The following is a 26,379-nucleotide window of genomic DNA, read 5'->3' as shown; positions in this document are numbered from 1 at the left end:
CGAGGAGGTCCGCCGTGCGGCGCAGATTCACGCACTTCTTGTCGTTCGGCGGACCGGGGGTCGCGATATACAGCGCACTGGTGCTGTTGCCCATCATCGTGAGCTTCGGCTACAGCCTGACCAACTACAACCCGTTCAACCCGCCCACCAAATTCGTCGGGCTGCGGAACTACTCGCTCCTTTTCTCCGATGAGGAGTTCCTGACCTCGCTGCGCGTGACCACGATCCTGACCGTGATCGTGGTCATCGTGCCCAACGCGCTCGGGCTCGCGATCGCTGTGCTCCTGGATCGCAAAGGCTGGGTCTACAACGCTTTGCGGAGTGTCTTCTTCGTGCCCGTCGTGCTCAGCTCGGTCGTCGTGAGCATTATCTGGACGCGGCTGCTCGACAGCGAGGGCTTGCTGAACCAGACGCTGCGCGCGGTGGGTGTCAGCGATCCGCCGGGCTGGCTGTCCGATCCGGACTACGCGCTCTACAGTCTCGGAGGCATCTTGTCCTGGCAGATGCTGGGGTTTTGCGTGGTCGTGTATTTGGCTGGGCTCCAAGGAGTACCAGCTGAACTGCTTGAAGCCGCGGCTATCGACGGCGCTGGGCCGTTTCGCCGGTTCTGGCGTGTGACTTGGCCGATGATCGCCCCCGCGCTGACCGTCAACACCGTGATCCTGCTCATCACGGCCTTCAAAGTCTTTGACCACGTGCAGATCATCACGCGCGGCGGCCCGGGCACCGGCACCACGGCGACCATCGCCTATCTCGTGCTGGAGGAAGCCTTCGTGGCCAACCGCCCTGGATACGCCTCAGCGGAGGCGATCGTCATGCTGCTCATCATCGCGACCGCCTCAGCCGTCGCCTTGAAACTGTTGCAGCGCCGCGAGGTGGACCTATGAGACGCAAACTCTTGGCCTTGGCGATCGGCGCCGTCTTCTTCGTGCCACTTTATATGACCTTGGTCAACGTGTTCAAACGCGGCGATCGCATCGCTCCTGAACCAGCCTCGCTGCCGATCCCGCCAACGCTGGCAAACCTTGACGCTGTGCTCAGCAGAACTGACAACTTGTTCTGGGTCAGCCTGACGAACAGCATCATGGTGACTTCCCTGTCGATCATCGTGCTGACCGTCTTGTCGGCGATGCTGGGTCACTACCTGGCGCGGACACCCGGGCTGTGGTCGAAAGCCCTGACGCTGCTTCTGCTTTCGGGGCTGATGATTCCGCCGCAAGTCATCCTGAAGCCCGTCGTCGATGTGCTGCGGTTCCTGCAGTTGATGGAAACGCCGCAGACACGGCTCGTCGGGCTCGTGCTCTTCAACGTAGGCTATTACGTGCCCTTCGGCGTGTTCGTGTTCGCCGGTTTCGTGCGCTCGATCCCCATCGAACTTGAGGAGTCGGCCGCACTCGACGGCGCGGGGCGGATGCAGGTGTTCTGGCGCATCGTCTTCCCGCTGTTGCGGCCCGCGACCGCGAGTGTGCTCATCTTCCTCGGCGTGTGGATTTGGAACGACTTCCTCAACCCGCTCATCATCCTCGGCCCGGGCACGGGCACGACGATCACAACCGGCATCTACCGCTCGATCGGGCAATACCAGCAGGACTTCGGCTCGCTGTTCGCCTTCATGTTCCTGGCGACCTTGCCTGTGCTCCTGTTCTTCCTCTTGCTACAAAAGCAGTTCGTCAAAGGACTGACCGGCGGCGCGACGAAAGGCTAGACGCACCATGCAAACCATCGCCCTGCACACGAAACTCAAGCCCGGCAAGGAAGCCGGCTACGACCGCGAACACGCTGTCATCCCCGCCGGCCTCGACGTGGCGCTGCGCGAGGCCGGCGTGCGCTCGTGGCGGATCTGGCGGGACGGGCGCGATCTGTTCCACCTTGTCGAAGTCGAGGATTACCAAGCGATGCGGGCCGCATTGCGTGACCACCCGGCCAACATCCCGTGGCAGGCGAAGATGGCCGAGCTGCTCGAGGTCGAAGATGACTACTCTGGCAGCGACTCGGGGATCAAACACGTCTGGTCGCTTCCCTAACCGGGCAAGCCGACCGCCCGGTCTCCCGTGCGCCGCTGCTGAATCACGACAGCCACGACGAGCAAGGCGCCCTGGGCGACGTTTTGCCAGAACGGGTTCACGCCAACGACGGTCAGCCCGATTTCTAGCGCTCCCAACAGGGTGACGGCTAACAGCGTACCCCCGATGCTTCCTTTGCCCCCGGCGATCGCGCAGCCGCCCAGGAACGCGGCGGTGATCGCCTTCAATTCCAGGCCCTCGGACCCGGCGGTGGGATGACCGGCCGTGCTGCGCGCGGCCAAGATGATGCCCGCCAAAGCAGCCACGGCACCAACGAGCATGTACACCGAGATGATGTATTTGTTGATGTTAATGCCAGCGAGACGGGCCGCGACGGCGTTGCCGCCAATGGCATACATGTTGCGGCCGATGTCCGTCGTTTTCAGCAACAGATGCACCAAGAGCGCGACAATGCCAAGAATCCAAATCATCGCTGGTACTCCGAGAACGCTCCCCCGCGCGATGAAGATGAACAAGTCATTAGTCAGCAGATACCCCTGTGCCCGCCCACCTGAAATGAGCTGCGCGATGCCCTTGTAGGCGGCGAGCATGGCTAGCGTGGCGATGATCGCGTTCACCCGCCCATAGACGATGATCACTCCATTCACGACCCCGCCTGCCGCGCCAACCACGATGGCAACGCCGATGGCGGCGAACGCGTTGCCGTTGGCCAGTCCGTCACCGGTCCACGCGAACACCATGGAACTAACAACGGCCGCTAAACCCGCTTGGGAGCCAACGGAAATGTCGATGCCGCCACAGATGATGACGGCGGTCTGCACGACGGCGAGCAATCCGGCGATGGTGACGGCCTGGCCGATGACGGCAAGGTTGCTCAGCGACAGATACTGGTCGTTGAGGATGCCGAAGACGGCTAGCACCCCCGCGAGCGCGCCGATGAGGCTGAGGTTCTGGACGCGGTTCACGATTCCCCCATCGCGAGGCTGAGGATGGCTTCTTCACTCGCTTCGGCCCGGCCAAGGACACCCGTGACGCGGCCGTCCTTCATGACGGCGATCCGGTCAGCGAGGCCGAGCACTTCGGGCAGTTCCGACGAGACGACCAGGATGCCCATGCCGTCGCGGGCGAGCCCTGCGATGATCTGGTAGATCTCGGCTTTCGCCCCCACATCGATGCCGCGAGTGGGTTCGTCGAGGATCAGCAGCCGCGGTTGCCGGGCGAGCCAGCGCGCGAGGACCACCTTTTGCTGATTGCCGCCCGACAGTTTGCTGACCAACTGGCCGACCGTGGGTGTGCGCACGTTGAGGCGGTTCACGAAATGACGGGCCAGCTCGCTTTCGTCCCGGCGCCGCACGAATCGCCAGCGCCGCAACCGGTTGAGCACCGCGAGCACGATGTTGTCACGCACCGGCCGCCCGAGCAGGAGGGCTTGAGCTTTGCGTTCCTCGGGGGCGTAGACGATCCCGGCGCGGATCGCGTGCCATGGGTGCTTGATGGTGACCGGCTGTCCGTCCACTTTGATGCTTCCGCCCCGGATCGGAAGGTCTCCGGCTAAGGCACGGCAGAATTCCGACCGGCCCGCACCGACGAGGCCCGCCAAGGCGACGACCTCGCCCGCGTGGACAGTCAGGCTGATGCCGTTGACCTCATCGACCTCAAGCACGGGCTCGGTCGTCGCGACGTGGTCACGGGCGAACATCGTGGTCAGGTCACGCCCGACCATCATGGACACGACAGCACGTTCAGTGGTCTCTTGCGCCGCGACGACTCCCGCGACTTTGCCGTCGCGCAGCACGGCGATGCGGTCAGCGATCTGGAAGATCTCCGCCAGCCGGTGCGAGACATAGATGATGGCCAGCCCCTCGTCGCGAAGCCGCCGGATGAGTGTGAAGAGGGCCGTGACTTCGTGCTCCGATAGTGACGATGTCGGTTCGTCAAACGCGATCACCTTCGCCGGAGTGGTCAGCGCCCGCAAGATCTCGACGAGCTGACGTTGCGCCGGGGTTAGATCCCGCCCGAGGGTGTCGGGGCGCAACATGCGCTCAAAGCCGAGCCGGGCGATGTGTTGCTCCACTCGCTTTCGCAGGGAAGCTCCATGAAACAGAAAGCCTTTAGACAGCGCTCCAATGTAGACATTCTCGGCGACGGAGACGTGCGGCACGATCTCAGGTTCTTGCGGGATGACGCGGATGCCGTGGCGCCGGGCGTCCCTTGGTGAATGCAGCCCCACCGGCTGACCGTCGAGGAGCACCTGCCCGGTGTCGGGCAGGTGCTCACCATCGATAATCCTTACCAGCGTTGACTTTCCGGCCCCGTTCTCGCCGAGCAGCGCCGTCACCGTGCCGCCCGGGAAGTCCAGGGTCACATCATCGAGTGCCTGGACCGGATCAAACCGCTTACTCAGGTGGGCCACACCTAGCATGTGAGCCCGGCCGCCTTGTATGAATCCGGCGTCACCATCGTCGTCTTGGCGTAAGCCTCGCGTTCGAAATCCTTGTTGTTCTTAATCTTGTCGTACATGCTCTGCACCGCGAGGGAACCAACCTCGTGCCCGGCCAGCCACAGCGAGGCTTTCGTGCCGGTCGCCTTCCCAGCGCTCCATGCCTTGCAGGCCAGGTCTCCGTTGATACCAACGCCAATGATGTTCTCGACTTTGTAGCCGGCGTTTTCCAGAGCGGTCACGCCACCGGTCACGTTCTCATCGTTGCAACCCCAGACGATCCAGTTCTTGACCGCGCGGTTGGCGGTAACCGTTGCCGCGACTTTGGTTTGCGCGTCCGGCGGCGTGTTGTCGGTGCCGACTTCGATCAGCTTGAGGTCAGGGCCACCAGCCGCTTTGAAGGCTGGCAGGGCTGCTTTGACGCGGTCGGTGCAAACGGTCACGTCCTGTTTCCAGGCCGCGATGATTGCGGTCTCGGCGGGACTCCATCCGGCGGCCTTGTATAGCTCAGCCGCCTTTTTGCCTACTTCGGTGCCCATCTGTGTGCCGGAGAAACCGATGCGCGGCACAATCTTGTCGGGCGAGCAGTCGGCTGGTTTCGGTTTGTCGACACAGATTTGGTCATCGGTCGTGAGCAAGTGGATGCCCTTGTCCTTGGCCGCCTGAACAACAGCCGGTCCCACCGATGGGTCGGGCACCACGATGATGATGCCGTTGGCCTTCTGCGCGGCGGCCGTGTTGATGGCATCGAGTGTCTTGCTGGTGTCGTTGCCGAGATCGACCATCACGAGTTCAATGCCGAGGGCGGCGGCTTTATCCTTGGCGCCCTTGGCTTCGCCGAGGAAGTAGTCCTGGGTGCCCTGCTTTTGCATGTAGTAGATCTTTACCTTGCCGTCCGTGCCTCCCGGAGGCGGAGTTTCCTCCTTTCCGGACTGACACCCGGTCAAGCTAAGGGCCAGCGCAGCCGAGACAGCGGCGGTGTGACGCAGCCACCCCATGATCCCTCCCATCGATGCACATCGTCCAAAGTAAACACTCAAAAACAAACATGGATCGTGGTCGAAATACAAGGGCGCAAAGGTCACAGCTGGATAACAAGGCCGGGATTCATCCAATGAATACGGGGACCTAGCCGTCCTATCCGGACTAATGTTGAGCCAGTACGCCCACATGATGGGATGAATTCGGTGGGTCAGAGTCCGTAGCGGCTCTTCAGATGCCGCCAGAAGTCACGGAAGCCCCGGAATCGGCTACGACTGTCCAAAGCAGAATAAAGTGCCTTGGCGACCAGTGCAATGGGAGCGCTCCAGCTAGTAGGGTGCCGTGCGTGGGCGGCCATGTGTTCATTAGCTACAGCCGGCGAGACCGGCACTACGTTGACAAGCTGGCCACTCACCTGAGCGAGGCCAATGTGACCGTTTGGTACGACTACGAAATGGCGGCAGGGCAACGGTTTGGTGCCGTGATTCAGCAGCAGATCGACGAATGTGCCGTCTTCATCGTCGTGCTAACACCAGAAGCGGCCGGGTCGAAGTGGGTCGGCCGAGAACTGTCCTATGCCGAGGCCCACAACAAGCCGATTGTGCCTCTGCTTCTAGAGCCGTGCCGGGTCCCTATCGAAGTGGCTGACCTGCACCACGAAGACGTCACCAACGGCGAGGTCCCCTCGTCGCGCTTCCTGGCCCGCCTGCGCCAGCTCCTGCCCGCGGTGACTCCCCCACCGCCCGCCCCACAGCAACCAGCCCGGTCGCCCCAAGCCGCTACGGCGCGGCAAGCCCCTGCGCCCCTGCCGGTTCCGGCTCAGCCGAAGGAACCGCTGCGGCAGGCATCCCCGGGGCCAATGCCCGGCGGCTCTGAGCCGTCCACAATGGTCAGCAGATACCTCTTCCCGACCGAGAAGCTAGTGGGCGAATACCGCATTAGCGTGCTGTCGCATCCTGTGCTGATGGCTGCGCTGATTCTGGCGACGGCACTCTTAATCGTGCTTATCACCATTGGTATGTTCGTGTTGCCGGGGATTCTTTTCTGGTCCGTGGTCACGGCGTGGGCGGTGATCAGGTTCGCGGTCACCCGGTCCACCGAACGCCTTGTGGTGACGGATAAACGGGTCATGCTCCTCAACGGGGTCATCGAACGAAGGGTGAGCATGATCCCGACAACGCGCCTCACTGATGCGGCTTTCGAGCAGAGCGCACTCGGGCGCGTGTTCGACTTCGGCACCTTCACGCTGGAGGCCGCTGGTGAGGCGCAGGCCCTCCGCCGAGTCGAGTATGTGAAGAACCCATACACGGTTTATCTGTCCATTATGGAGACTATCTACCATCTGTGACGAGTTCCCTAGGGCGCTCGTCGAGGGTGGCGGGCGTGACGACCTTGAGGAACGGATACACCAGTCCCGCGCACGCGACGGCGAACACCGCGAACGCCACACGGAACGAAACCGCCTGCGCCACAACGCCTGCGACCGCCGCCGCGATCGGATTCATGCCCCAGCCGACCAGCCGGCTCGCCGCGTGGAATCTTCCTTGCAGCTCGTCGGGCACCAGCGACTGATAGATCGTGCGGGCGTTGACGACCCACATCGTGCCGCCCAGTCCGGCCGCGAACGCAGCTGCCGCAACGGCTATCGCGCCCGCTTGCGTGAACGGCACGACGACGGGAACAAAGACGAGAAGAAACGATCCGACGATGTCGGCGAACATCGCCTTGCGGCGCCCGAGGATCCGGTTCACCTTGCCGACGACGAGTGCTCCGGTGACGCCTCCGGCGCCGAGGGCGGTCAGCAGGAAACCGTATTGGGACTCGCTAAGACCGAGCGGGCCTACGGCGTACACAGGGATGATGGCAAGCCAAGCCGACCAGCACCCGGCCATCACCGCGACCGACAGCGCCATCGTCCTCAGTAGAGGGTTACGCCACAGGAAAGTCAGCCCTTCGCGGATCTGCCCGTGCACCGGCTGCTTGATGACGTTAGCCGGGCGGAAGCTCCCGGACAGCGCCAGCAATAGCAGTGCTCCAACGACGTAAACCACGCCGGTCGTCCCGAGAGCGACGGAGAACCCAGCGGCGACAAGGAATCCGCCCACCGGCGCCCCCACGAACCCGTTACACAGGTATTCGACCGCCGTGATCCGCGCGTTCGCCTTCTCCCGGCGCTGCTCGGGAATCGCCGCGGTGATGATGGATGCTCCGGCGGTCATCGCGACGACTTCGGCCACACCGAGCACAGTCGCTACGGCGAAGATCAGCGCGAGACCGGCCGTCCCCGTGAGCACCGCGGCGAGCAGAGCCGCGACGGACACCATGCGGGCGACTTCGGCGCCAAACATCAGGTGCCTGCGGTCGTAGCGGTCCACGAGCACGCCCACATGCAGCGCGGTCAGCAACCACGGCAGCGTCAGGAGCACGGCCACGAGCGCGACGAGCGCGGGCGAGTCCGTGAAGCGCAGCGCCAGCAAGGGCAGCGCCACCCGCGTAACCGCGTCGGCCGTGTTGGTGAGCCCGGTGAACGCCACCAGCGCCCATTCGTTCCTGCGCATGCCCGTTTGCCCCTCTAACCGGTGATCGTACTTAACCGGTTAGAGGTTTGCATGGGTTATGCTGGTCGTCAAGGGGGTGGGTGCGTTGCATGAGATGCCAGACAGCTTGCGGCCCGTGCTCAACTTCATCAACACGGTGGATGTCGAGGACGGGACCGACGTGTTCGACGGTCCGCCCACGGCGCTGTCGTCGTGGCTCGTGGCACAGGGCCTCCTGGCCAAGCCGGCTCCTGTGAGCGATGGTGATCTGCGGCTAGCGCTCGACTTGCGCGCAGGCTTGCGCGACCTCGCTTTGCAAAACAACGAGGGAGTACCAGATGAGCACTCCATGTCGCTATTGGAGCGTGCCCTGGCGAAACTCCCGCTGACCGTTGCCGTGGGCGGAAACCTTGTCCCCCAGTCGGTTTCGCCCATCCGGGCCGCCCTGGCACAGGTGGTAGCCGGCTACGCCGCGGCGGTAGCCTCCGGCCACTGGCCCCGGCTGCGCCGGTGCCCGGCCGACGACTGTGCGTGGGCCTTCTGGGACTCCTCACCCAAGGGCACCCGGCGCTGGGATGTCATGCGCGTGTGCGGCAACCGGGCCAAGGCCCGCGCGTTCGCCGAACGGCAGCGCTTAACCTAACTCTCGCCTCGACATGGCGACCGCGGAACCTGCCATCGTGGCCCCGGCGAAATGCCGCGCTAACCGGCGCCAAGTCATTCGGCACTGGCGATGGCGACCGCTTCCTCCGGCGCCGTCTCCAAAGGTTCCGGGCGCGGGTTCCAGACAGCCAGCAGAGCGGGAGCCAGCAGCGAGCGCACCACGAACGCGTCGATCAGGATGCCGATCGACAGGGCGAAGGCGAGTTCCTGGAACGGACGCAGTGGCACCAAGGCGAGCAGGCCGAAGCTGACCGCTAGCGTGATCGCCGCCGTCCTGATGGCACGGGCCGACTGGGGCAGCGTGATAGCCAATGCCTCCCGCAATCGGCGCCCTCGCGCTTCCTTCCACGCCGGGCCGATGCCGAAGATGTTGTAGTCCGACCCGAGGGCGACAAGGAGCACAGCCGCCGCGAACGGAACGTAGAACGTCAAGCCGTCCGCGCCCAGCAGGTCCTGAAACACCCATGTCGTTAGGCCGAGCGTGGCGGCGATGGCGAGCACACTGCACGCGAGCAAGGCGAGCGGCGCGAAGAACGCGCGCAGGAACAGCATGAGGAAGAGCAGGTTGGCGAGCAGTGCCGCGATAGCGATGCGCCACAGATCGTGCTTTGTCTGATCCACGATGACCTTCGCGATAGCGGTGTCACCGCCGAAGCTCGCCGTTGTCTCGGACAGCCCCGCTGCCTGCAACAGCCCCGGCAGCTGACCCTGCAAATGTGTCAGCGTCTTAATGGAACTCGCCCCTAGCGGCTCGTCAGATAGGACGAGCAGATAGCGCGCCGCTGAACCGTCTTTACTATCAAACAGATTGAGGTCTTCCGGGACGGCCTGGTTCCCAGGCCCAATCACCGCGGCGACGCCTGGCACCCGCGCCAACGACTCTTGCAGCTTGGTTAGTTCTGTCGTGCGGGCTGCTACGCCTGGTCCCTGAATGAGCAGCTCGGTTGGGGAAAGGATGCCGTCTGCGAAGCCTTCCTCTGCCTGAGCTGCCGCTTGCCGCGCTGGGTGACCGGCGGGCAGAGCCTCCACAAACGACACTCCTAGCCCGATATCGCGGATCGGTGCTGCCGCGACCAAGAGGCCACCGATGCACAAAAGCAGCATTGGCAAGGCAAACCAGGGCCGGGTCAGCAACCGCGACCAGCGCCCGTTGCTCTCCTCTGAGGCAAGCTCCTTAGCCTCTGGCACGGAGTTGGTTCGGGGTGACCACAGCGCGGCCCGGCCCAGGATGGCGATCAGCGCTGGCACCAACGTCACCGCGACCAGCATGCCGATCAACACGGCCAGTGCCATGCCCGGCCCAAACGCGCGAAACGCTGGCGAGTCCGCCACGATGAGCGCGCCCGTGCCCGCGGCGGCGGTGGCCCCGGCGGTGGCGATGATCGGGGTGAAGCGAGCGGTCGCCCGCTCGGCGGCCTGCAGGCGCCCCGTTCCGGCCGCCATTTCCGATCGCGCGGCGGACAGATAGAACACGACGTAATCCGTTACTACACCTAGTAACAGGGCGACGAGCAACGGCTGCGTTTCTTGTGGCACCGGGATGCCGAGACGATCAGCGAGGGCACCACCGACAAACAGCGTGAGGACAACCGCGACTCCCGCGACGGCCATCGCGACCAATGACGCGATGGGTGACCGGAACGCGATCGCCACGATCAGGAACACCGCGGCGATGGTGGCGATCTCCACCCACGGCACGGCAGACAAGACGATGCGGCCCTGCTCAACGCGCGCGGGCACCGAGCCGGTCACGCCAATGACACCATCCTCGGCGTCATAATGGCTGGCGACGAATTGTTCGGCCGCCTCAAGTTGTTCCTCAAACGTGACGTCAGCGTCAGTAAACAGGTACGTGATGACCGTGGTTCCACGCTCTTCCGAGCCGGGGACGAGTCCCAGACTGTTAGTCACGGGAATCGCGGCGATGATGGGCTTGGCGTCAGGGAAGGCACCATTGCTCAGGTCCCGTGCCCGGGTAACGGCCTCGGCGTGCACGTTGGGCGGCAGTCCCTCCGCCTTGCGCTGCACGATGGCGACCCGGCTCAGCAGCGGGAACCCGAACTTCTCAAACGATTTGACCTCGCTTTGGATGGCTGGGTTCTCGATGGACACCAGCTCGTTGAGGTCGCCGCCGCCAGTCCCGATCGGCGGCAGATACAGCACCGCCGCTGCCGTCGCCGCCGTCCAGAACGCGACGACTACCCATCGCAGGTGCACGATAAACACCGCATACCACGCCAGCATGCGGCTCGGGTGCCACCTGCTCTTGGGCTTTTCCTCGTCAGCCATGCCCCGACGCATACCCGAACGCGGTCGTCCAGAAACGACGCACTGCTTCGGTCTTGGCCGAAGTGGGCGCCGTTTGGTGATGCCTAGCCGCAAGCTCGTAGTGGCATAACGGACATCGATCTACGAGGTGATGTCATGAAGAGGCTGGCCCTGCTGGTCACCTGTCTACTGCTCGTTCTGCCCGCGGCACCGGCGCAGGCAGCTGGCAGTTTCACCAACCCGCTCAACGGGAGCGCGGACCCCACCCTGACCTACTACAACGGGAACTACTACCTGGCGACGACGCTCGGCGACCGCATCGGCATCTGGAAGTCACCGACGCTGGCCGGGTTGAAGAACGCACCGGAGAACACGGTCTTCCGCGACCCCGACAACAGCCGCAACAAGCAGGTGTGGGCACCAGCCCTCTACCGCTTTGGTGAGCGCTGGTACATCTACTACACCGCCAGCGATGGCGTGGACGCGAACCACCGGAACTACGTCATCGAGTCTGATGGCCTGGATCCGTTGGGTCCCTATCACTTCAAAGCGCGCATCGCCGACTGGGGAACCTACGCCATCGACGGCGAACCGTTCGTCCACAACGGGCAGATGTACTTCGCGTGGGCGGGACCTGGCCGGGGCATGGGTGGCCCGGCACAGATCTACCTGCAGAAGATGAACTCTCCCTGGACCGTCACTGGCAACCGTCTGGCCTTGCCCGCCAGCGGTGGCTGCACGGAGGTTCGCGAAGGCCCGGTGGGCCTGAAGGGACCGGGGCGCCTGTTCCTCGTCTACTCCACCTGCGACACAGGCAAGCCCGACTATCAGCTGTGGATGAAGTCCATCGCTGACGGCGCGGACCCGCTCGTGCCCGGCAACTGGCTTCAGCACGCCGGGCCCGTATTCTGGCGCAACGACGCGGCAGGCGTGTTCGGCCCGGGACACAACGGATTCTTCAAGTCACCGGACGGATCGGAAGACTGGATCGTCTATCACGGCAAGACATCGTCGGCTTACACCTACGCCGGCCGGACGACCCGGGCACAGAAGATCTCGTGGAACGGTGACGGCACGCCGAACTTCGGCCGTCCCTACTCGCTGGGCACAGCGCTGACGCCGCCGGCGGGAGACCCGGACAACCCGTCAACAGGATGGTCGTCCATTGTGGACAACACGACCGAGGGACGGTTCACGGCCAGTGCCAACTGGGGCACGTCGTCGTATTCGGCTCAGCGTTACGGGCCCGACTATCGCTACGCGAGCCCGGTCGCGGCCAGTGACGCGGCTTGGTACAAGTTCGCCATTCCCGAGACGGGCAACTATCGCGTCGAGGTGTGGTGGCCTGCGTTGCCTGGCTACAACAGCAGCGCGCCGCATGTCATCGTCACGGCGACGGGCAACGTGTCGGTCCATGTCGACCAGCGGGTCAACGGTGGCACCTGGCGCACCTTGGGCACGTTCACCCTGACCGCGGGCGATGAGAACAAGGTGGCCGTTAGCCGCTGGACCAATGGCACCGGTCTAGTGATCGCCGACGCTATCCGCATCACGCGCGTCTGAGCAGGGTGGCTCCGGGCACCGATATTTCTGGTGCCCGGAGCTGTCTGGTTACGTTGACGCGTTGGAGTTGCCGTTGAGAATCGCGCTGCTGATGTCGTTGGCGAGGATCGCCGTCTCGACTTGCGCGACCGTGGAGCTGGAGTTCACCCCGGGCAACGTCGCCACATTCAAGGCGTAAATCTTGAACTGGTACAAGTGATTCGAGCCCCCTGGGCACGGGCCAAAGAACTGGTAGGTCTTGTTCCCGGTGCCAAACGAGCGTTGCTTGGCCGGTGACTGTCCCGGCACGTCAAAGCCGAGCCCCAAACCTTCCGGCAGTGAACTGCGAGCGGCTGGGATATCCCAGATCACCCAATGCTTGCCGCTGTTGGCGGTGTCAATGAAGGTGATGGCATAGCTCTGCGCACCAGCACCCGGATCGCCCATCCACGCCAGCGGCGGGGAAATGTCGTTGCCGGACACCCCATCGTTGGCGCAGGTGTACTTGGCCGGGATGTTGCCGCCGTGGCCAAACGCGGTGCTCGTCAGCGTAAGCGCGAACTTGAGCCGCACGATGACGTTGTTCAAAACCGTTGGCGTGCCGCCACTCTTGTCGTTGTTCGTCGACGTCAGCCACAGGCCGCCGTCGGGTGACTTCACGACCGTGCGCAGTCGTCCCCAAGTGCCATTGAAAAACGCTCTGGGGGTATCAGTAGAGTTCGCCCCGGTGATCTTCATGACCCACAGGCGTGCCCCACGGACCGCTGCCATGTAGATGAAATCGTTGACGATCTCAAGGCCACTCGGTGAGGCCGAAGCGACATCCCATTGCCGGACCGGGTTAATCATCCCTGTTGTGCCGCAAGAGCCTTCACAGGTCGGCCAGCCGTAGTTGCCGCCGGACTGGATCCGGTTGAGTTCGTCCCAGGTGCTGTTGCCGAACTCTGACGCCCAAAGGCGGCCCTGGGAGTCCCAGGCGATGCCCTGAACGTTGCGATGACCATAGCTGTAGATCCTCGTGCCGAACGGGTTGCCCGGAGCGGGATCGCCCGTGGCCGTCACGCGCAGGATCTTTCCGTTGAGCGAGCTGAGGTTCTGCGCCCGGCTGCTCGTCTGAGCGTCACCGGTTGTGATGTACAAGAACCCGTCCGGGCCAAACTTAAGCCGTCCTCCATTGTGGAAGGTGCTCTTGGCGATGCCAGTCACGATCGGCTCACGGGCACCAATGGTGTTGTTGATGAGCTTGAACCGCGACACCCGGCTGTCAGTGGCGGCCGTGTAGTAGACGTAGACGTAGTTGTCCGTGGAGAACGTCGGTGAGACGGCAAGCCCCAGCAGGCCACCTTCTCCGGTCGTCGTGACCGCCTCGGAAATCGTTCCCAGGACGGTCTTCTGGCCGCTGAGCGTCACACGCACGATCTCGAACCGGTCGCGTTCGGCCACGAGGGCAGTGTTGTCCGGCAGGAAGCCGATGCCCCACGGCAGATCCAGTTGCGTATTGATATTGCGGTCGAACGCGGGATCGCCCCCGCCGCCAGCCACGGTCGTCCTGACCGCCACCGCTGGGCTTTGCGCCGAGGCGTTGGCGTTGGCGTCGTAGGCCAGCACGGTGTAGCTATACGTCGTGTCCGGTGTCAGCCCGCTGTCCGTGGCCACGAGGTCGGGCACGTCAGCGATCTGCGTGCCGTTGCGGAAGACCCGGTAACCCAGCACGCCAATGTTGTCCGTCGACGCGTTCCAGGCCAGCGAGACGCTCGTGGGCTGAATGCTCGTCGAGCGCAGACCGCCCGGGACGGTGGGCGGCTGGAGGTCATCGCTCGGCGGTGTGGTCACGTCAAGGTTATTGCTTGTGGGCGAAGCGTTTCCGGCCGCGTCCTGAGCGAGAACCGTGAGCACGTATCGCGTGTTTGGCGTGAGGTTGATGAGCGTCGTGGCCAGGATGTTGCCGCCAACCTCTTTGATCACGTTGCCGCCGTTGTAAATCTTGTAACTCGCGACGCCAACGTTGTCGGTTGAGGCGTCCCAGGCGATGTCCATCGCATAAGGACGGGCCGGGCTGGTCAGCCTGAGGTTGCCGGGTGCCGTCGGCGGCTGGGCGTCAGCGGGGACGGAAGCCCTGAGCCGGTCGAGGTTCGGCCCGCCGTTGACCGTCGTCGCAGTCGCCCTGACAGTGTTCGAGCCCGCGTTTAGTGATGCCGTGACGGTCTTTTCCGTCCACGTCGTCCACGCTCCAGTACCAGGGAAGGAAAGCCCTGGCGCGGAAGGCTGGCCGTTGACGGTGATGTCCATCGGCCGGTCGATCGTGGTGCCGTTGGCGAAGCGGAACGTCAGCGGATAGTTGCCTGCCGCGGCCGTCGTCACGGTGAACTCGACAAAGCTCCCCACGACATTGTCGTAGTTGACGAAACCGGTGCCGGTGAAACCGGCGTGGTTGGACTCGACCAGCCCCTGGCCGATCGAAGCGCTTTCGGCCTGATAGTCGGTGAAGTTCTGGGGAGGAGCGACTTCAAAGTCCACGAAGTCGAGGTTGGCCGGGCCGGTGGCGGTGGTGCCCGTGACGCGGATCGTGTTGGTGCCCGCGTTCACTTGGGCGGTAAGGGTTTTCGTCGCCCATGTGGTCCAGGCTCCAGTGGGGTTGAAGGCACTGGCCGCCTGGACGACCGTCCCGTTGACGGCGATGTCCGCCGGACGGTTCGCCGTGGTGCCATTGGCATAGCGGATCGCGATCGTGGCCGTGCCCGCGTTCGCCGCGCTGACCGTCCACTGTGCTTGGCCGCCAATGGCGTTCATCGCGTTACAGAATCCGGTGCCGGAGAACCCGGTGTGGTTGGAGTCGATGGTCCCATCGCACGTCGCTGGCGCGGTCTCGGCCTCGTAACGCGTGGGTGCCGCCTGGGCAGGATTGCCTGCGACGAGGGTCGCCGCCACCAGCGCTGACGCGCTAGCCATCGCAGCGAACCTTAGACGTCTCTGCATGGTCACCTTCCAATAGTTAGTCAGTCTGACTTACTGGCGCGGCACCATGAAGTAACCATCAAACATGCCCTTATGTCAATCCTCAGGATGCGTCACCTTTACCTCGCGGTGAGTATCAGCTGCACGAATCAGGGCATGCGACGTTTCCTTGTCCTGACTGCCTTCGCGGGCACTTTGCTGATGGCCGTTCCAGCCGCCGCCGCTCCTCATGCCCATGGCAGCGCGCCCGTGACGTTTGCCCTGCTGGGAGACACTCCCTATGGCGACGCGCAGCGAGTCATCTTTCCCTCGCTCGTGACGGCGATCAATGCCGACCCCAAGGTCCGCTTCGTTTTGCACGCTGGTGACATCAAGAACGGATCGTCTACTTGCGACGACGCGCGCTTCGCTGACTTGGCAGCGCTCTATGGCACCTTCGCCGATCCGTTCGTTCTCACACCCGGCGACAACGAGTGGACGGACTGCCACCGCACCGCCGCTGGACGATACGTTCCGACGGAGCGGCTCGAAGCTGTCCGCCGCATCTTCTACCCAATCCCTGGCCTGACCCTCGGACAGCACCGGATGCCGGTTCTGCCGCAATCACTTGATCCACGGCACCGGCCCTATGTGGAAAACACCCTGTTCCTACGCAACCGGGTCGTCTTCGCCGCCGTTCACGTGGTTGGAAGCGAGAACGACCTCGCCCCGTGGAGCCAGCTGCCAGGCGGCGACCAGCCCTCGGTCCGGCTGGCTGAGTTCGACGCGCGGCTTGCCGCGGCTCTGGACTGGATCGACTTTTCCTTCGCCACCGCATGGCATTCGGGGGCTGCGGGCGTCTTCCTCCTGATGCAGGCCGAACCGCTTGACACGCCTGGGTTCGCACAGATCCGCGCGCGGATAGTCCAGCATTCCCTTGAGTACGGCAAGCCCGTGGTGCTCGCTCACGGCGACGAGCACGTGTACGAAGTGGAGCCCGGCTACGCCGGCGTGCCGAACCTGACCCGGCTGGAAACCTTTGGCGACACGGCAACCGAGTGGCTGAAGGTCACCGCCGACCCGCGAAAGGCCAGTGTTTTCAGCTGGGAGCCGCTGTCCATCACGCCTCAGGCCTGACAGACAGCACGAGCACGATCGACACGGGTCAGGGGTAACCGCGAACGGCAAGCTGGCCGGCGGCGTAAAGTAACGATCATGGACTTGCCGATGCTGGCTACGCTTGGCCCCCTCCCTGAGGGCGAGCAGTGGCAGTATGAGTTCAAGTGGGACGGCGTGCGCGCGATCGTCGGCCTCAAGGGCGGCACCGTGCAGGCCATATCCCGCAACAACATTGACTTCACGGCGTCCTACCCGGAGCTACAGTCTCTGCCCGCCCAGACCGGCCAGCGTGAGCTCGTACTCGACGGTGAATTGGTGGCGCTCGACGCGACCGGAGCGCCTTCCTTCTCCCAACTGCAGCAGCGGATGCACGTGCGCACTCCTTCGCCGGCGTTGGTGGCCAAGGTGCCCGTCCTGTTCTACTGCTTCGATCTGCTCGCCCTGGATGGCAAACGAACCACCGGCTGGACCTATGAGAAGCGGCGCGCGGCCCTGGAAGACCTGCCGCTCGCCGAGGGCCTGATGCAGTTGTCGCCCCGGTTTCACGGACCGGGAGCCAGCGTCTTTGAAACCGCGCGCACGCATGGCCTTGAAGGCGTCGTGGCGAAGGTGTCCACTTCGGTCTATGAGCCGGGGCGCCGGTCGAAGTCCTGGATCAAGGTGCCGATCAGCCAGTCCCAGGAGGGCATCATCATTGGCTGGCGCCCGGGCGAGGGCCGGCGGGAAGGCACCCTGGGTTCGCTTCTGCTCGCGGCACACGAGCCCGACGGCAAGCAGCTCTCGTTCATCGGCGCTGTGGGCACCGGATTCACCCAGCGCATGCTCGACGACTTACTCAAAGAGCTTCAGCCGCTGGAGGTCCCGGACTCCGTGGTCACCGGCCGCCCGGTGCCGCAGATGTATGCCCGCGACGCGCACTGGACTAAGCCGAAGCTGGTCGGTGAGGTGCAGTTCCGCAACTGGACGCCGGATGTGACCATGCGCCATCCCAGCTGGCGAGGACTGCGCATAGACAAGCGGCCCAAGGATGTGCGTCTGTCCTATCTGGACCCAAACAGCTGAGTCCAGTAATAACGGTACGGTCCTCCGGACGCCCGCCCGACCCCAACAGCTTTGTGGCCGCAGTTCAGGATGTTGGCCTTGTGCCCGGGCGAGTTCATGAACTGATCCATGGTCGCCTTCGCGCTCGCGTTTCCAGCCGCGATGTTTTCCGCTGACGGCCACTGATATCCGGCACTCTTGGCCCGGTCCCACGGCGATCGGCCGTCCTGTGATTGGTGCGAGAAGTAGCTATTGGCCGCCATGTCCGCGCTGTGTGCCTCGGCTGCCTTGGCCAACAGTGCGTTCGCGGCAACGGGATTGCACCCGGCGGCGGCCCGCACCTCGTTGATCAGCACGACCATTTGCGCCTCGGGCGACAGATTCGACGGCAATGGACTTGGCGTTGGCGAAGCTGACGGTGAGGCCGAAGGCGAGGCGGACGGCGAAACCGGCGCCGATGCGATGGGGTGCTGCGAGGCCGGCGTGCCCACGACAACAGGCGGATCGTCGGCGGCGTAGGCGATCGTCCCGACGGCAACGCTCGCCGCTGCCGCGCCAAGTTTGAGCATCCATCCACTGTGGACAGTCGCGGTCGCTCCGCCGGGTTTGCCTAGCAACAATGCCAGCGGGGCAAACGAAGCGAGGTTGCGGCTCAACCGCTGACAGTCGGGGCAACGGCGAATATGGTGGTCGACGCTGGAGCGCTGGCCCCTGGAGAGCTCACGATGAGTACCCCCAAGGAGTTTGGAAAGTCCGTGGCAGCGCTGGCGCTGGCGGGCCACGAGCATCGCCTTGATCGCGTTGCCCAGGGCCGAGCGGGAACGGTGCACGAGCACGGCGGCATGGGCGCGGCCCACGCCGAGCACCTCACCGATCTCACTACTGGAAAGCTCCCACCGCACGGAAAGTTCAAGCACTGCTCGCTGACGCGGCTCTAGGCCGAGGGCGGCACTCCACACGAGCTCACGAGCTTCCCGCCGCTCAGCAGCGGTCTCCGGGCGGCGCGAGACCTCATCGTCGGGCAGATCGGGGAATTCGGCCAGTGGCAGCGCCACGTGACGGCTGGCATAACTGAGCGATTGACGATAGGCGATGGAAAACAGCCACGTCTTCACCGCGGCCGGATCACGCAGTTTTTCCAGGTCACGCCAGGCTGCCAGGAAACACTCCTGCACGATGTCCTCGGCCGCGTGATGGTTGCCCACCTGGCGCAGCACCAGGCCATACATCGCGAGGCGGTGGCGGAGATAAAGCGCCTCAAAGGCATCACGGTCCCCGGCTTTCGCCGCGCGTGCCAAGGTGACGTCCGACCTCATTGCTGCCTCCGGGGTGAGATGAGTTCGATAGTAGGTACGTCAGCGAGGCCTGCCATTACGGTCAGCGGGAAAAGTTTCTGTGACAAAAAAGGGCGCCGGGGTCTGCTCCCCACGAGCAGACCCCGGCGCTTTCACTGGGCGGATGGATCAACCCGCCGGGGTGAGGTTCATTTCGGTTGCCAGCACGACCTTGTCGACCTGGGCACAGTCAGCGCTCGTCAGCCCACCGATGCCAGCGGTCACCAGAGCCCGGCAGCTGGCCGGAAGCACGGTGGCCAGCTCCTTGTAGGTGGCCGAGGACGTCAGCGTGTTCTGCGCACGCCACCAGATCTGTGCGGCCTTCGCCAGGCCCAGACCGCTGATGGTCTGACCGTTGAAAGTGCCACCATCCACCATGAGGTACGCCGCCTTGTTGCCGACGCCGGAGTTGATGTGCACGTAGGCCGAGTTGCTCGTGCCCGTGTACCACAGGCTGCTCGACACCTTGTCCGGGTCGGAGAACCGGGTCGGGTCGGACATGCTGCGGATGACACCGATCGACGCGGGCAGGTCCTCGCCCATGTCCCAGCGCACGCTGGCGGTGTCGTTGCCCATGCCGTCGGTCAGGTCCGTGAACTCGCCGAAAATGTCCGACAGCGCCTCGTTGATGGCACCGCTCTGGCTGGAGTAGGTCAGGCCGGACGTGTGCTCGGTGACACCGTGCGTCAGCTCGTGCCCGACCACGTCATCGGCCGAGGCGAAGCCAGGACCGAAGGTCATGCCCTTGCCGTTCCAGAAAGCGTTCTGCATCGGGCAGCCGTAGCCCGGCACACAAGCGCGCACGATGGCACGCAGCCGGCGGGTGTTGTCGCCCTTGCCCGTTGACCCGATGTTCGCCGTGAGGTCGTAACCAAAGTTGCTCTGGTAGTAAGACGACGTGGCGCCAAAGTAGTCGAAGGCCTGGTTGACATCGAGCACGGACGAAACCGGGCTGCCCTCAAGACGCTTAGCATTCTTGGACAGGCAGATCGCGCTCGTCGTGACGTTGGTGGTGTTGGCGTCACAGATCGCCCGGTTGATCTCGTGCTTGTGGCTCAGCTTGAGCACTTCAGCACCAGAGTGGGCGTCGTAAAGGATCTGGCCACCCCAGCCGGCCAGTGACGTGGGCTCCACCTTGACCGACCACACGAGCCGGACGTTGCCCTTTGACGGGACGCCATTCCAGATCGCCGAGTCAAACCAGGCGAGCTGCGGTTCGGCTTCCTCAAGGTCCTCCACCGCGATTTGCGCCTCGGCGGCGAAAACCCGGCCCGCGCGACCGCGCACGTCCGCGGCCTTCTTGCCCGCGTTGGCCAGGCGGTTGCTCACCGCCGACACGTTGCCGTGCAATGACTGCAGACTGCCGGATTTATCAAGCACCGCAACCAATTGCGCGCCCAGCACCGGAACGCCGCCCGCCCGCTGCTGGAACCGGACCGCACTGCCACCCGGCAGCTCGGTCACGCGCTCAACCGTGAAGTCCTTGGCGTTGACGCCAAACCGCCGGGCGTAAGCCTGGAGGTGAGTGCTGGCGTCGCCATTGCCCGCGCGCAGCGATTGTCCTTCCGCCGCAACGATTCCCGTCACGTTTCCGGCCGAGTCGGTAACCGTTACGCCATCGGCGCGCCGTGGTTCGGCCACGGCGGGGTTCGCTGTCACCAGGACAGCCGCCGCGAGAATGCCGGCGAAACGTAATACACGCATGTGAACTCCTCCCACAGAGCCAGCCGCTCGTGGCGGCTGTGCAGGAGAATTTTTTTCAGATGTTCACAGGCACGTCACTGCCCCAAGAGAACCCCTAGGGCACAGGCAAGGGAAAACCTTCAGGACAGGATGCGTAACAGGTCCGTACGGTTACGGACGCTAAACCGACGGTATAGGCGGGACAGATACGCCTCGACCGCTTTGACCGACAGGTACATCGCCGTGGCGATCTCGCGGTTAGTCGCCCCCGACCGTACAAACTGGACAATTTGCTGCTCGGTTTCGGAAAGCTGACCGGACCCTTTGTCAAGTTTGTCCAGTTCTTGCTGTGCCGTAGGCAACCAGGCGTGCGCACCGATCTGGGTGAACCTGGAAATGGCTTCCTGGAACGCGATCCGGGCCGCGGCGCGCCGGCGTGCCCGCCGCTCCAACTGACCGAGGGTCAGATAGGCCCGGGCAACATCTAGCGGGTACGAGGGGTTTTTCTCGATCGCGGCTCGCAACGCCTCGGCGGCACCGGCTGGATCGCCGCTCGCGGCACGGTGCAGCGCGCATGACCGCTCCAAGCCAAGGCGCACCACCGGCCGCTTGAACCGCGACACCCGGCGCCTGACCTCCGTGAAGGCGACGGTTGCCGCCTCAAGCTCGCCCGCGTGCACGAGCGCCTCAACGTGATCGGCATGCCATGGAATGACCGCAGGGTCACCGGAACGCGCGGCCGCTTCGAGCTCGGCCGCACGGTTGAAGGCGATCACGGCAGCTCTCGCGTCGCCGGACAGGAGCAGGCCCTGCCCCAGCACCGCATAGCTCACCTCAAGCCACTCAGTGTCGCCAATCTCCTCGCACGCCGCGATCGCTCTGCTCGCGAAGTCGATGGCCGATTCGGCCGATCCCGCGCACCAATGCGCCGCGGCCGCGACAACGAGACCGACCGCTGGCGAACCACCAGCGTCGGTGAACAGCCGCTCGCATTCCGTTGCCGCCCTTAGCGCGTCGTCGCCGTAGCCGGACCGGACATAAATCGCGGCACACGAGATGAGCACGGTCATCAGATCCCGCACCAGACCCAGGTCACGCACATCCGACTCGAGGCGCTGAATCTCGTACCGCGCTGTGTTGATGTCGCCTTGGAAGAGCGCTGTCATCGCCCAGGATTGCCGGGCATCTACCGTCGCCGACGTGACCGGACGGCCCTCGGCCAGACGGTAAGCGCTGGCGTGCAACTCGTCGGCGTCTTCACGCCCAAGGGTCAGCGCCATGGTGGCCTGCATCCCCACGGCACTGATGATCTGATCGGTGTCTCCCGCGACCCGCGCCAGCTTCTCAGCCCGCTGCGATTCGGCGTCGGCATCGGCGTAACGCCGCTCGAAGTAGGCGAAAGTGGCCGCGTAGCAAGCGACTTTGGCCTCCAGGCCGGGATCGCCAGCGGCATCGCGCTCGGCATCGGCCAGGTGCCCGGCCACTCCGGTGAGGTCCTGCCCGGCCGCGTCGATGAGCAGCAAACGGGCCTCTACCCTGATTTCCGCTGTTCCTCCAGCGGCCAGTGCGGCGGTGGCGGCTTCTCGCGTCTCGACCACGTGACCTGCCGCGTGGGCATAACGGGCCGCTGCCAGCAATCGCGCGGCCGTCCCGTTCCTGCTGCCCACCGGAGTGTGCTGCGCGGCGAGCCGGGAAAGCGCTGCGGCACCGGCGAAAGCGCCTCTAGCGGCAGCGTCGGACGCAGCCGCGTCGGCTAGCGCAGCGGTCGCCTCATCCGGCTCCGCGCTGCCCAGCACCAAATGCCGCACCCGCTCGGCCGTGTCGTCCACAATCGACACCAGCTTCGCGTGCGCTGAGCGCCGTTCGCAGACCGTCGCGTCGGCGTAAACAAGCTCACGCAACAAGGGATGGCGGAACGTCACGCTGCCATCGGTGCCAACGGCGACGATCTGTGCGCGCACCGCGGCGTCGAAGTCCTGAGCTGACAGGCCAAGCGAACCGACGGCCGGACGGGCGACCGCCGCGGCGAGCAGCAGCGCCTCGCGCGCCGTCGCGTCAAGACCTGTTAAGTGAGCTGACAGAAGAGAGCGCAGTCTTCCCGGTACCGGCAGAGGCTCATGATCTTCTAAATGTTTGTCTTGTTTGGACAGCGCCCGGCCCAGCTCCACCGCGACCAGCGGGTTACCGCCGCTCGCCGCATGGATGCGCCGCACCGTTGACGGTGAAAGACCTTGCTGGGCAAGCACTTTGGCCGTTGCCCGGTAATTCAGCGGAGCCACCGCGATCGCCTGGACCTCACCCGGGCACAGGTGATGTGCACGAGGATCGCCCTCGGCTACCCGTTCGGCGGTCAGCACCGTCACGCCGGCGTCGCCGAGGCGCCGGGCGACGAAGGTCAGCACCTCAGCACTAGCTTCATCAACCCACTGCGCATCGTCGATCACGAGCGTCACCGGGCGTTCAACGCCCAGCCGGCGCAACAACTCCAGCACGGCTATCCGCACCGTCAGCGCATCACGTGGCTTCGCCGGGGCGGGCGCGCGCAGCAGCGCCACTTCGAGCGCCTCACGCAAATGCGCGGGCAGCCCTCTCACCTGCGAAAGCTGACCCGCGAACAGGTCCACCAGCACGACATGCGGCAAGCTCGCCTCGACTTCCGCGGGTGCGGTGCGAAGCACTGTCGTGCCACTCGCCGACAGCTGGTCGGCGATAGCGTTAGTGATAACCGACTTTCCTATTCCTGACGGTCCGTAGAGCAGCACGCTACGACCCGCGTTGATCGCCCCCGTCGCATCACGCAGCACCTCACTGCGACCGGCGACTCTCACCGCGCCACCACCCCCTGCCTGGCGAAACTGTCGTTAATCTAGGCACTTTGCCCCATCGGCGACAAGAGCCCGCGCTTACATTGATGAAGCTGATGCCTACCGGGTGGTGGCCGGGCGGTGAACTGTTCACGTCAGAGGTTACGATCCGGCTGTGACCTTTCACTCCTCCGGCGGGCGACGGCCGTCGCAGCATGACGTGGAACGCTTCTGGGCCTTAGTGGAGCAGGCCTGGTCACACGCATCGCCGGAGGCGAATGAAGCCCGTTACCGGCTAGCCACCCGCACCTCTGACGATGGCGTCTTCAAGCTGATGTCCCATGTGGACAAGGCCCTGACCGGTGTTATCGAATTCCTCGAAGATCACGGGCAGGACCTGACCTCGGCCGGCCTGACCGACCTCGACCGCGTGGTCGAGCGCCTGCTCTTCGACATCGACCGGTCCGACATTCAGCAGGTCACGGATGGTTCCGATGACGGCTTCCTCTACGCTCGCGGGTTCATCGTCGCTTTAGGCCAGCACTATTACGAGGCTGTCGTGAGCAACCCATCACTAGCGGTGTTGGATTGCGACTGCGAAGAGATGTGCCATCTTTTCGCCGACGTCCACGAGGAGCTGTTCGGCAAACGTCCCGACACCGGCTCCGGCATCACGCGCGAATCGTGCACCAACCCCGCCGGCTGGTACATCACCTGGGCTGCCCGTTAGCCAGGCAGCCCAGAGATCGCTTTACGGCGCGTCGTAACCGCCCGAGTACGAACCGGAACCGGAGTAGGCGTGCACGCGGTAGCGATACGTGCCTGCGGTGCCGTTGTAGGTGAAGGATTCGTCAGCGGCGCTTGTCGTGCCACTGGCGACGGTCGTCCAGGCGGAGCCATTCCACTTCTGCAGGTAGAGGTCGAAGTCCGCTCCAGCGGGACCGTCGAGGCACGCGCGATGCGAGCCCGTGATCGTGGTCTGGAAACTGGGCTGATAAGCGTTGCCACCACTGGAAAGCGTGCCTGAGTAGGTGGACTCGTAACCGGTGCACGTGCTGCCGCTAGGCGCGCTGACCAAAGGCAGCGAAAGAGAGCTGAGCGCCGGGTTCACGTGCAGTTGGGTTCCGCTCAGGGGACGCAGGGTGAAGTTGTAGTCGGTCGAAATGACGACCAGCCCGATCCTGCGCCCGGCCGCGAAAACATAGTCACGCGGCTGAAGACTGAACGTCATCGTGTATTCCTGCCCCTGCTCGAGCGGCTGCCCAGCCGTGCCGTTGCGGTTCTGCGGGTCCAGCCAGCCGCGGGTCACAATCGTTGGGGTGCTTCCGCTGTAGTCCACGAGCAGTGCGGTTAGGTTGGCGTCCTTGCGGTTGTCGACAGCGGCACGCAACGTCACGCGAGGAGTCCCTGAGAGCCTGACCGCGCTGGCGAGCGCCGCGGTGCGGTAAATGAGCCGGTTGGGGTTAGCGCTATCAGGGCTCGCCGCGAGTTGTTCGGCGGTAAGGCTGCGGCCATTGTCCACAAACGACTGATTGACGTTGCCAGACGTGGGAGTTGGTGACAGCACACCGCCCGCCGAACCCAAATAGAAGACGGTGTTCTGCACCTGCGGATCGGGGAAGTCGCCGTAGGTGCGCCACGTGCCATCCGGTGCCTGCACGTCAGCCTTGGGCTCGGTGTCGATGCCGTTGGCGATCCCCTTGACATACCGGTCAAACCACCGGCCCACCGTGGACTGATAGTCAGTCCGGGAAGCCGTGCCATGCCCGCCCCGGTGCAGCCAGATCTTGCGCGGGTGGTTGCGCTGGCGCAGTGCCTCGTACCACTGGGCGTATTGCATGCTCTTGACGTTCCAGTCGGTCTGGCCATGGATGACGAACACGGCCGCGCTCACGTTGGCGACATCTTTGACGTAGTCCCGGTCACGCCAGAACTGTGTGTAGTCACCACTGTTGCGGTCCTGCGCGGCGGCGATGGCCGCGATCTCATCGGTGCAGCCGGTTCGTTTGACGACGGCATTGGCGAGCACATCAGCGTCTTCGCCCTGGTATCCGCCCGGGGCGACGACCAAGCCATTGGCGCGGTAGTAGTCGTACCAACTGGAGATGGCGGCAATGGGCACGATGGCCTTGAGGCCAGGCACTCCCGTGGCGGCGGCCATGTTGGGCAGCGTGCCGTTATACGAGATGCCAATCATGCCAACGTTTCCGTTGCTCCACGATGCTGTTACTTGTGCCCCAGCGGCGTTGTAGCCCCGTGCGCGCCCGTTAAGCCAGTCGATAACCGCTGTGGTGCCAAGGGTTTCCTGCATGTCACCACTGGTCGGGCAACCTTCGGAGTCGCCGGTGCCGATGCTATGGCCCAAGACGACGGCATATCCGCGCGAGAGGAAGTAGTCGTCGTACCAGCCGGGCAGGTCCGGCACGGCCCGAGCCGCGTCGATGCGCGGCGAGCTGCCAGCGATCCCGAAGAGGTCCTCTTGCGGGAGACGGTCGACGTTGACGTTGTGGTTGGGGGCGTTGTTGAGTGGGCTGCGATAGGGGCTGTGCTCGAAGACCACGGGAAGGTTCGTGGCTCCCGTGGTGCGGGCGATGTCGATGGCGACCCGGTCGGGCCGGCCGTTGTGGTCACTGTCGACGGTTGTCTCGACATAGACCCGTTCTTCAGTGACTGCCAACGCGGCCGCCGGTTTTACTGGCCCGGCCGTGAACGGCAGGATGAGGGCAAGGGTGACTGCCCCACGCAAGATATTCCGCATGACTCCACAGTCATGCACATCAATTTAGATGCGTCAATCCTTAGTTCAGGATGCGGGCGACCAGTAGCCTTAGTTGCTCGCGGCAGTGCGCCAAAACTCCGGCGATTGCGGGTCCGTAAAACGCCGCGCGCACGTCTCTGCGCAATGCGAAGCAGGCCAGCTCGGCCAATCGCATCGGCCGTGCGATGTTGCGCGGCATGCTGCGCCTCACCGGTGCGGTGCCACCGCTGAAACGCCAGTTCGCTAAAGCG

The 26,379-nt window shown here is 64.3% G+C and carries 19 protein-coding genes; 9 read left to right on the top strand and 10 right to left on the bottom strand.

All coding sequences use genetic code 11. The features are described 5' to 3' along the window. Positions 1 to 14 precede the first annotated feature (14 nt). Genes A3E1_RS0134315 through A3E1_RS0134305 form a run of 3 tightly spaced genes read left to right on the top strand, consistent with a single transcriptional unit; the run spans position 15 to position 2,024 of the window. Complete coding sequence (locus tag A3E1_RS0134315; RefSeq protein WP_020525357.1) at positions 15 to 887, top strand: carbohydrate ABC transporter permease; 873 nt, start codon at positions 15 to 17, stop codon at positions 885 to 887. Then, positions 884 to 1,705, top strand: a complete 822-nt coding sequence (locus A3E1_RS0134310) for a carbohydrate ABC transporter permease (protein WP_020525356.1) — start codon at positions 884 to 886, stop codon at positions 1,703 to 1,705. Before A3E1_RS0134315 ends, A3E1_RS0134310 begins: the two co-directional genes overlap by 4 nt. A gap of 7 nt (positions 1,706 to 1,712) precedes the next feature. Then, the gene (locus A3E1_RS0134305; protein ID WP_020525355.1) at positions 1,713 to 2,024 is read left to right on the top strand and encodes an L-rhamnose mutarotase; all 312 of its coding nucleotides are present in this window, start codon (positions 1,713 to 1,715) and stop codon (positions 2,022 to 2,024) included. On the opposite strand, the gene A3E1_RS0134300 is transcribed toward A3E1_RS0134305, so the two are convergent. The 3 genes from A3E1_RS0134300 to A3E1_RS0134290 are packed head-to-tail and all read right to left on the bottom strand — an operon-like array spanning position 2,021 to position 5,462. Beyond that, positions 2,021 to 2,989, bottom strand: coding sequence for an ABC transporter permease (locus A3E1_RS0134300; RefSeq protein WP_020525354.1), 969 nt, complete (start codon positions 2,987 to 2,989; stop codon positions 2,021 to 2,023). The two genes, A3E1_RS0134305 and A3E1_RS0134300, sit on opposite strands and share 4 nt — an antisense overlap. Next, positions 2,986 to 4,446: a sugar ABC transporter ATP-binding protein gene (locus A3E1_RS0134295; protein WP_020525353.1), complete on the bottom strand. Its 1,461-nt coding sequence runs from the start codon at positions 4,444 to 4,446 to the stop codon at positions 2,986 to 2,988. The genes A3E1_RS0134300 and A3E1_RS0134295 overlap by 4 nt, the downstream gene beginning before the upstream one ends. Then, on the bottom strand, positions 4,440 to 5,462 hold the full coding sequence (locus A3E1_RS0134290; RefSeq protein ID WP_040392754.1) for a substrate-binding domain-containing protein: 1,023 nt from the start codon (positions 5,460 to 5,462) through the stop codon (positions 4,440 to 4,442). The genes A3E1_RS0134295 and A3E1_RS0134290 overlap by 7 nt, the downstream gene beginning before the upstream one ends. A gap of 329 nt (positions 5,463 to 5,791) precedes the next feature. Between A3E1_RS0134290 and A3E1_RS45410 the strand changes: the two genes are divergently transcribed. After that, positions 5,792 to 6,793 carry a TIR domain-containing protein gene (locus A3E1_RS45410; protein WP_051105238.1) on the top strand — a complete coding sequence of 334 codons (1,002 nt, stop codon included), beginning with the start codon at positions 5,792 to 5,794 and terminating at the stop codon, positions 6,791 to 6,793. Here the strand turns inward: A3E1_RS45410 and A3E1_RS43605 are convergent. Beyond that, positions 6,777 to 8,003 carry an MFS transporter gene (locus tag A3E1_RS43605; protein ID WP_020525351.1) on the bottom strand — a complete coding sequence of 409 codons (1,227 nt, stop codon included), beginning with the start codon at positions 8,001 to 8,003 and terminating at the stop codon, positions 6,777 to 6,779. The genes A3E1_RS45410 and A3E1_RS43605 overlap by 17 nt on opposite strands. 58 nt (positions 8,004 to 8,061) lie before the next feature. Here A3E1_RS43605 and A3E1_RS0134275 point away from each other — a divergent pair, with 58 nt between their 5' ends. Continuing rightward, the gene (locus A3E1_RS0134275; protein ID WP_020525350.1) at positions 8,062 to 8,625 is read left to right on the top strand and encodes a CGNR zinc finger domain-containing protein; all 564 of its coding nucleotides are present in this window, start codon (positions 8,062 to 8,064) and stop codon (positions 8,623 to 8,625) included. A gap of 74 nt (positions 8,626 to 8,699) precedes the next feature. Here A3E1_RS0134275 and A3E1_RS43600 read toward each other — a convergent pair whose 3' ends face one another. Then, positions 8,700 to 10,934, bottom strand: a complete 2,235-nt coding sequence (locus A3E1_RS43600) for an MMPL family transporter (RefSeq protein ID WP_020525349.1) — start codon at positions 10,932 to 10,934, stop codon at positions 8,700 to 8,702. Between the two features lie 135 nt (positions 10,935 to 11,069). Between A3E1_RS43600 and A3E1_RS43595 the strand changes: the two genes are divergently transcribed. Further along, positions 11,070 to 12,476: a family 43 glycosylhydrolase gene (locus tag A3E1_RS43595; RefSeq protein ID WP_020525348.1), complete on the top strand. Its 1,407-nt coding sequence runs from the start codon at positions 11,070 to 11,072 to the stop codon at positions 12,474 to 12,476. Positions 12,477 to 12,524: 48 nt separating this feature from the next. Here A3E1_RS43595 and A3E1_RS0134260 read toward each other — a convergent pair whose 3' ends face one another. Then, positions 12,525 to 15,404, bottom strand: a complete 2,880-nt coding sequence (locus A3E1_RS0134260; RefSeq protein WP_020525347.1) for a YbhB/YbcL family Raf kinase inhibitor-like protein — start codon at positions 15,402 to 15,404, stop codon at positions 12,525 to 12,527. Between the two features lie 99 nt (positions 15,405 to 15,503). Between A3E1_RS0134260 and A3E1_RS0134255 the strand changes: the two genes are divergently transcribed. Both A3E1_RS0134255 and ligD read left to right on the top strand, forming a co-directional pair. Beyond that, complete coding sequence (locus tag A3E1_RS0134255) at positions 15,504 to 16,526, top strand: metallophosphoesterase (protein ID WP_211216048.1); 1,023 nt, start codon at positions 15,504 to 15,506, stop codon at positions 16,524 to 16,526. A 78-nt stretch (positions 16,527 to 16,604) separates the two neighbouring features. Further along, positions 16,605 to 17,570, top strand: coding sequence for a non-homologous end-joining DNA ligase (gene ligD / locus A3E1_RS0134250; RefSeq protein WP_020525345.1), 966 nt, complete (start codon positions 16,605 to 16,607; stop codon positions 17,568 to 17,570). On the opposite strand, the gene A3E1_RS0134245 is transcribed toward ligD, so the two are convergent. The 3 genes from A3E1_RS0134245 to A3E1_RS0134235 form a co-directional block, all read right to left on the bottom strand. After that, positions 17,549 to 18,865, bottom strand: coding sequence for a sigma-70 family RNA polymerase sigma factor (locus tag A3E1_RS0134245; protein ID WP_020525344.1), 1,317 nt, complete (start codon positions 18,863 to 18,865; stop codon positions 17,549 to 17,551). The genes ligD and A3E1_RS0134245 overlap by 22 nt on opposite strands. Before the next feature lie 147 nt (positions 18,866 to 19,012). Continuing rightward, positions 19,013 to 20,587, bottom strand: coding sequence for a M4 family metallopeptidase (locus A3E1_RS0134240; RefSeq protein WP_020525343.1), 1,575 nt, complete (start codon positions 20,585 to 20,587; stop codon positions 19,013 to 19,015). Positions 20,588 to 20,706: 119 nt separating this feature from the next. Further along, complete coding sequence (locus A3E1_RS0134235; RefSeq protein WP_020525342.1) at positions 20,707 to 23,394, bottom strand: AAA family ATPase; 2,688 nt, start codon at positions 23,392 to 23,394, stop codon at positions 20,707 to 20,709. 151 nt (positions 23,395 to 23,545) lie between these two features. On the opposite strand from A3E1_RS0134235, the gene A3E1_RS0134230 reads away from it, so the two are divergent. Then, a complete protein-coding gene (locus tag A3E1_RS0134230; protein ID WP_020525341.1) occupies positions 23,546 to 24,100 on the top strand; it encodes a DUF4240 domain-containing protein in 555 nt (184 codons plus the stop codon). A gap of 21 nt (positions 24,101 to 24,121) precedes the next feature. Here the strand turns inward: A3E1_RS0134230 and A3E1_RS0134225 are convergent, their stop codons facing one another. Then, a complete protein-coding gene (locus A3E1_RS0134225) occupies positions 24,122 to 26,128 on the bottom strand; it encodes a Xaa-Pro dipeptidyl-peptidase (RefSeq protein ID WP_020525340.1) in 2,007 nt (668 codons plus the stop codon). Positions 26,129 to 26,379 lie beyond the last annotated feature (251 nt).

The sequence above is a fragment of the Catelliglobosispora koreensis DSM 44566 genome (genome assembly GCF_000379685.1).
Classification (GTDB): Bacteria; Actinomycetota; Actinomycetes; order Mycobacteriales; family Micromonosporaceae; genus Catelliglobosispora; species Catelliglobosispora koreensis.
Note: the sequence above shows the minus strand (reverse complement) of the source record. Positions and strands in the feature narration are given on the sequence as shown.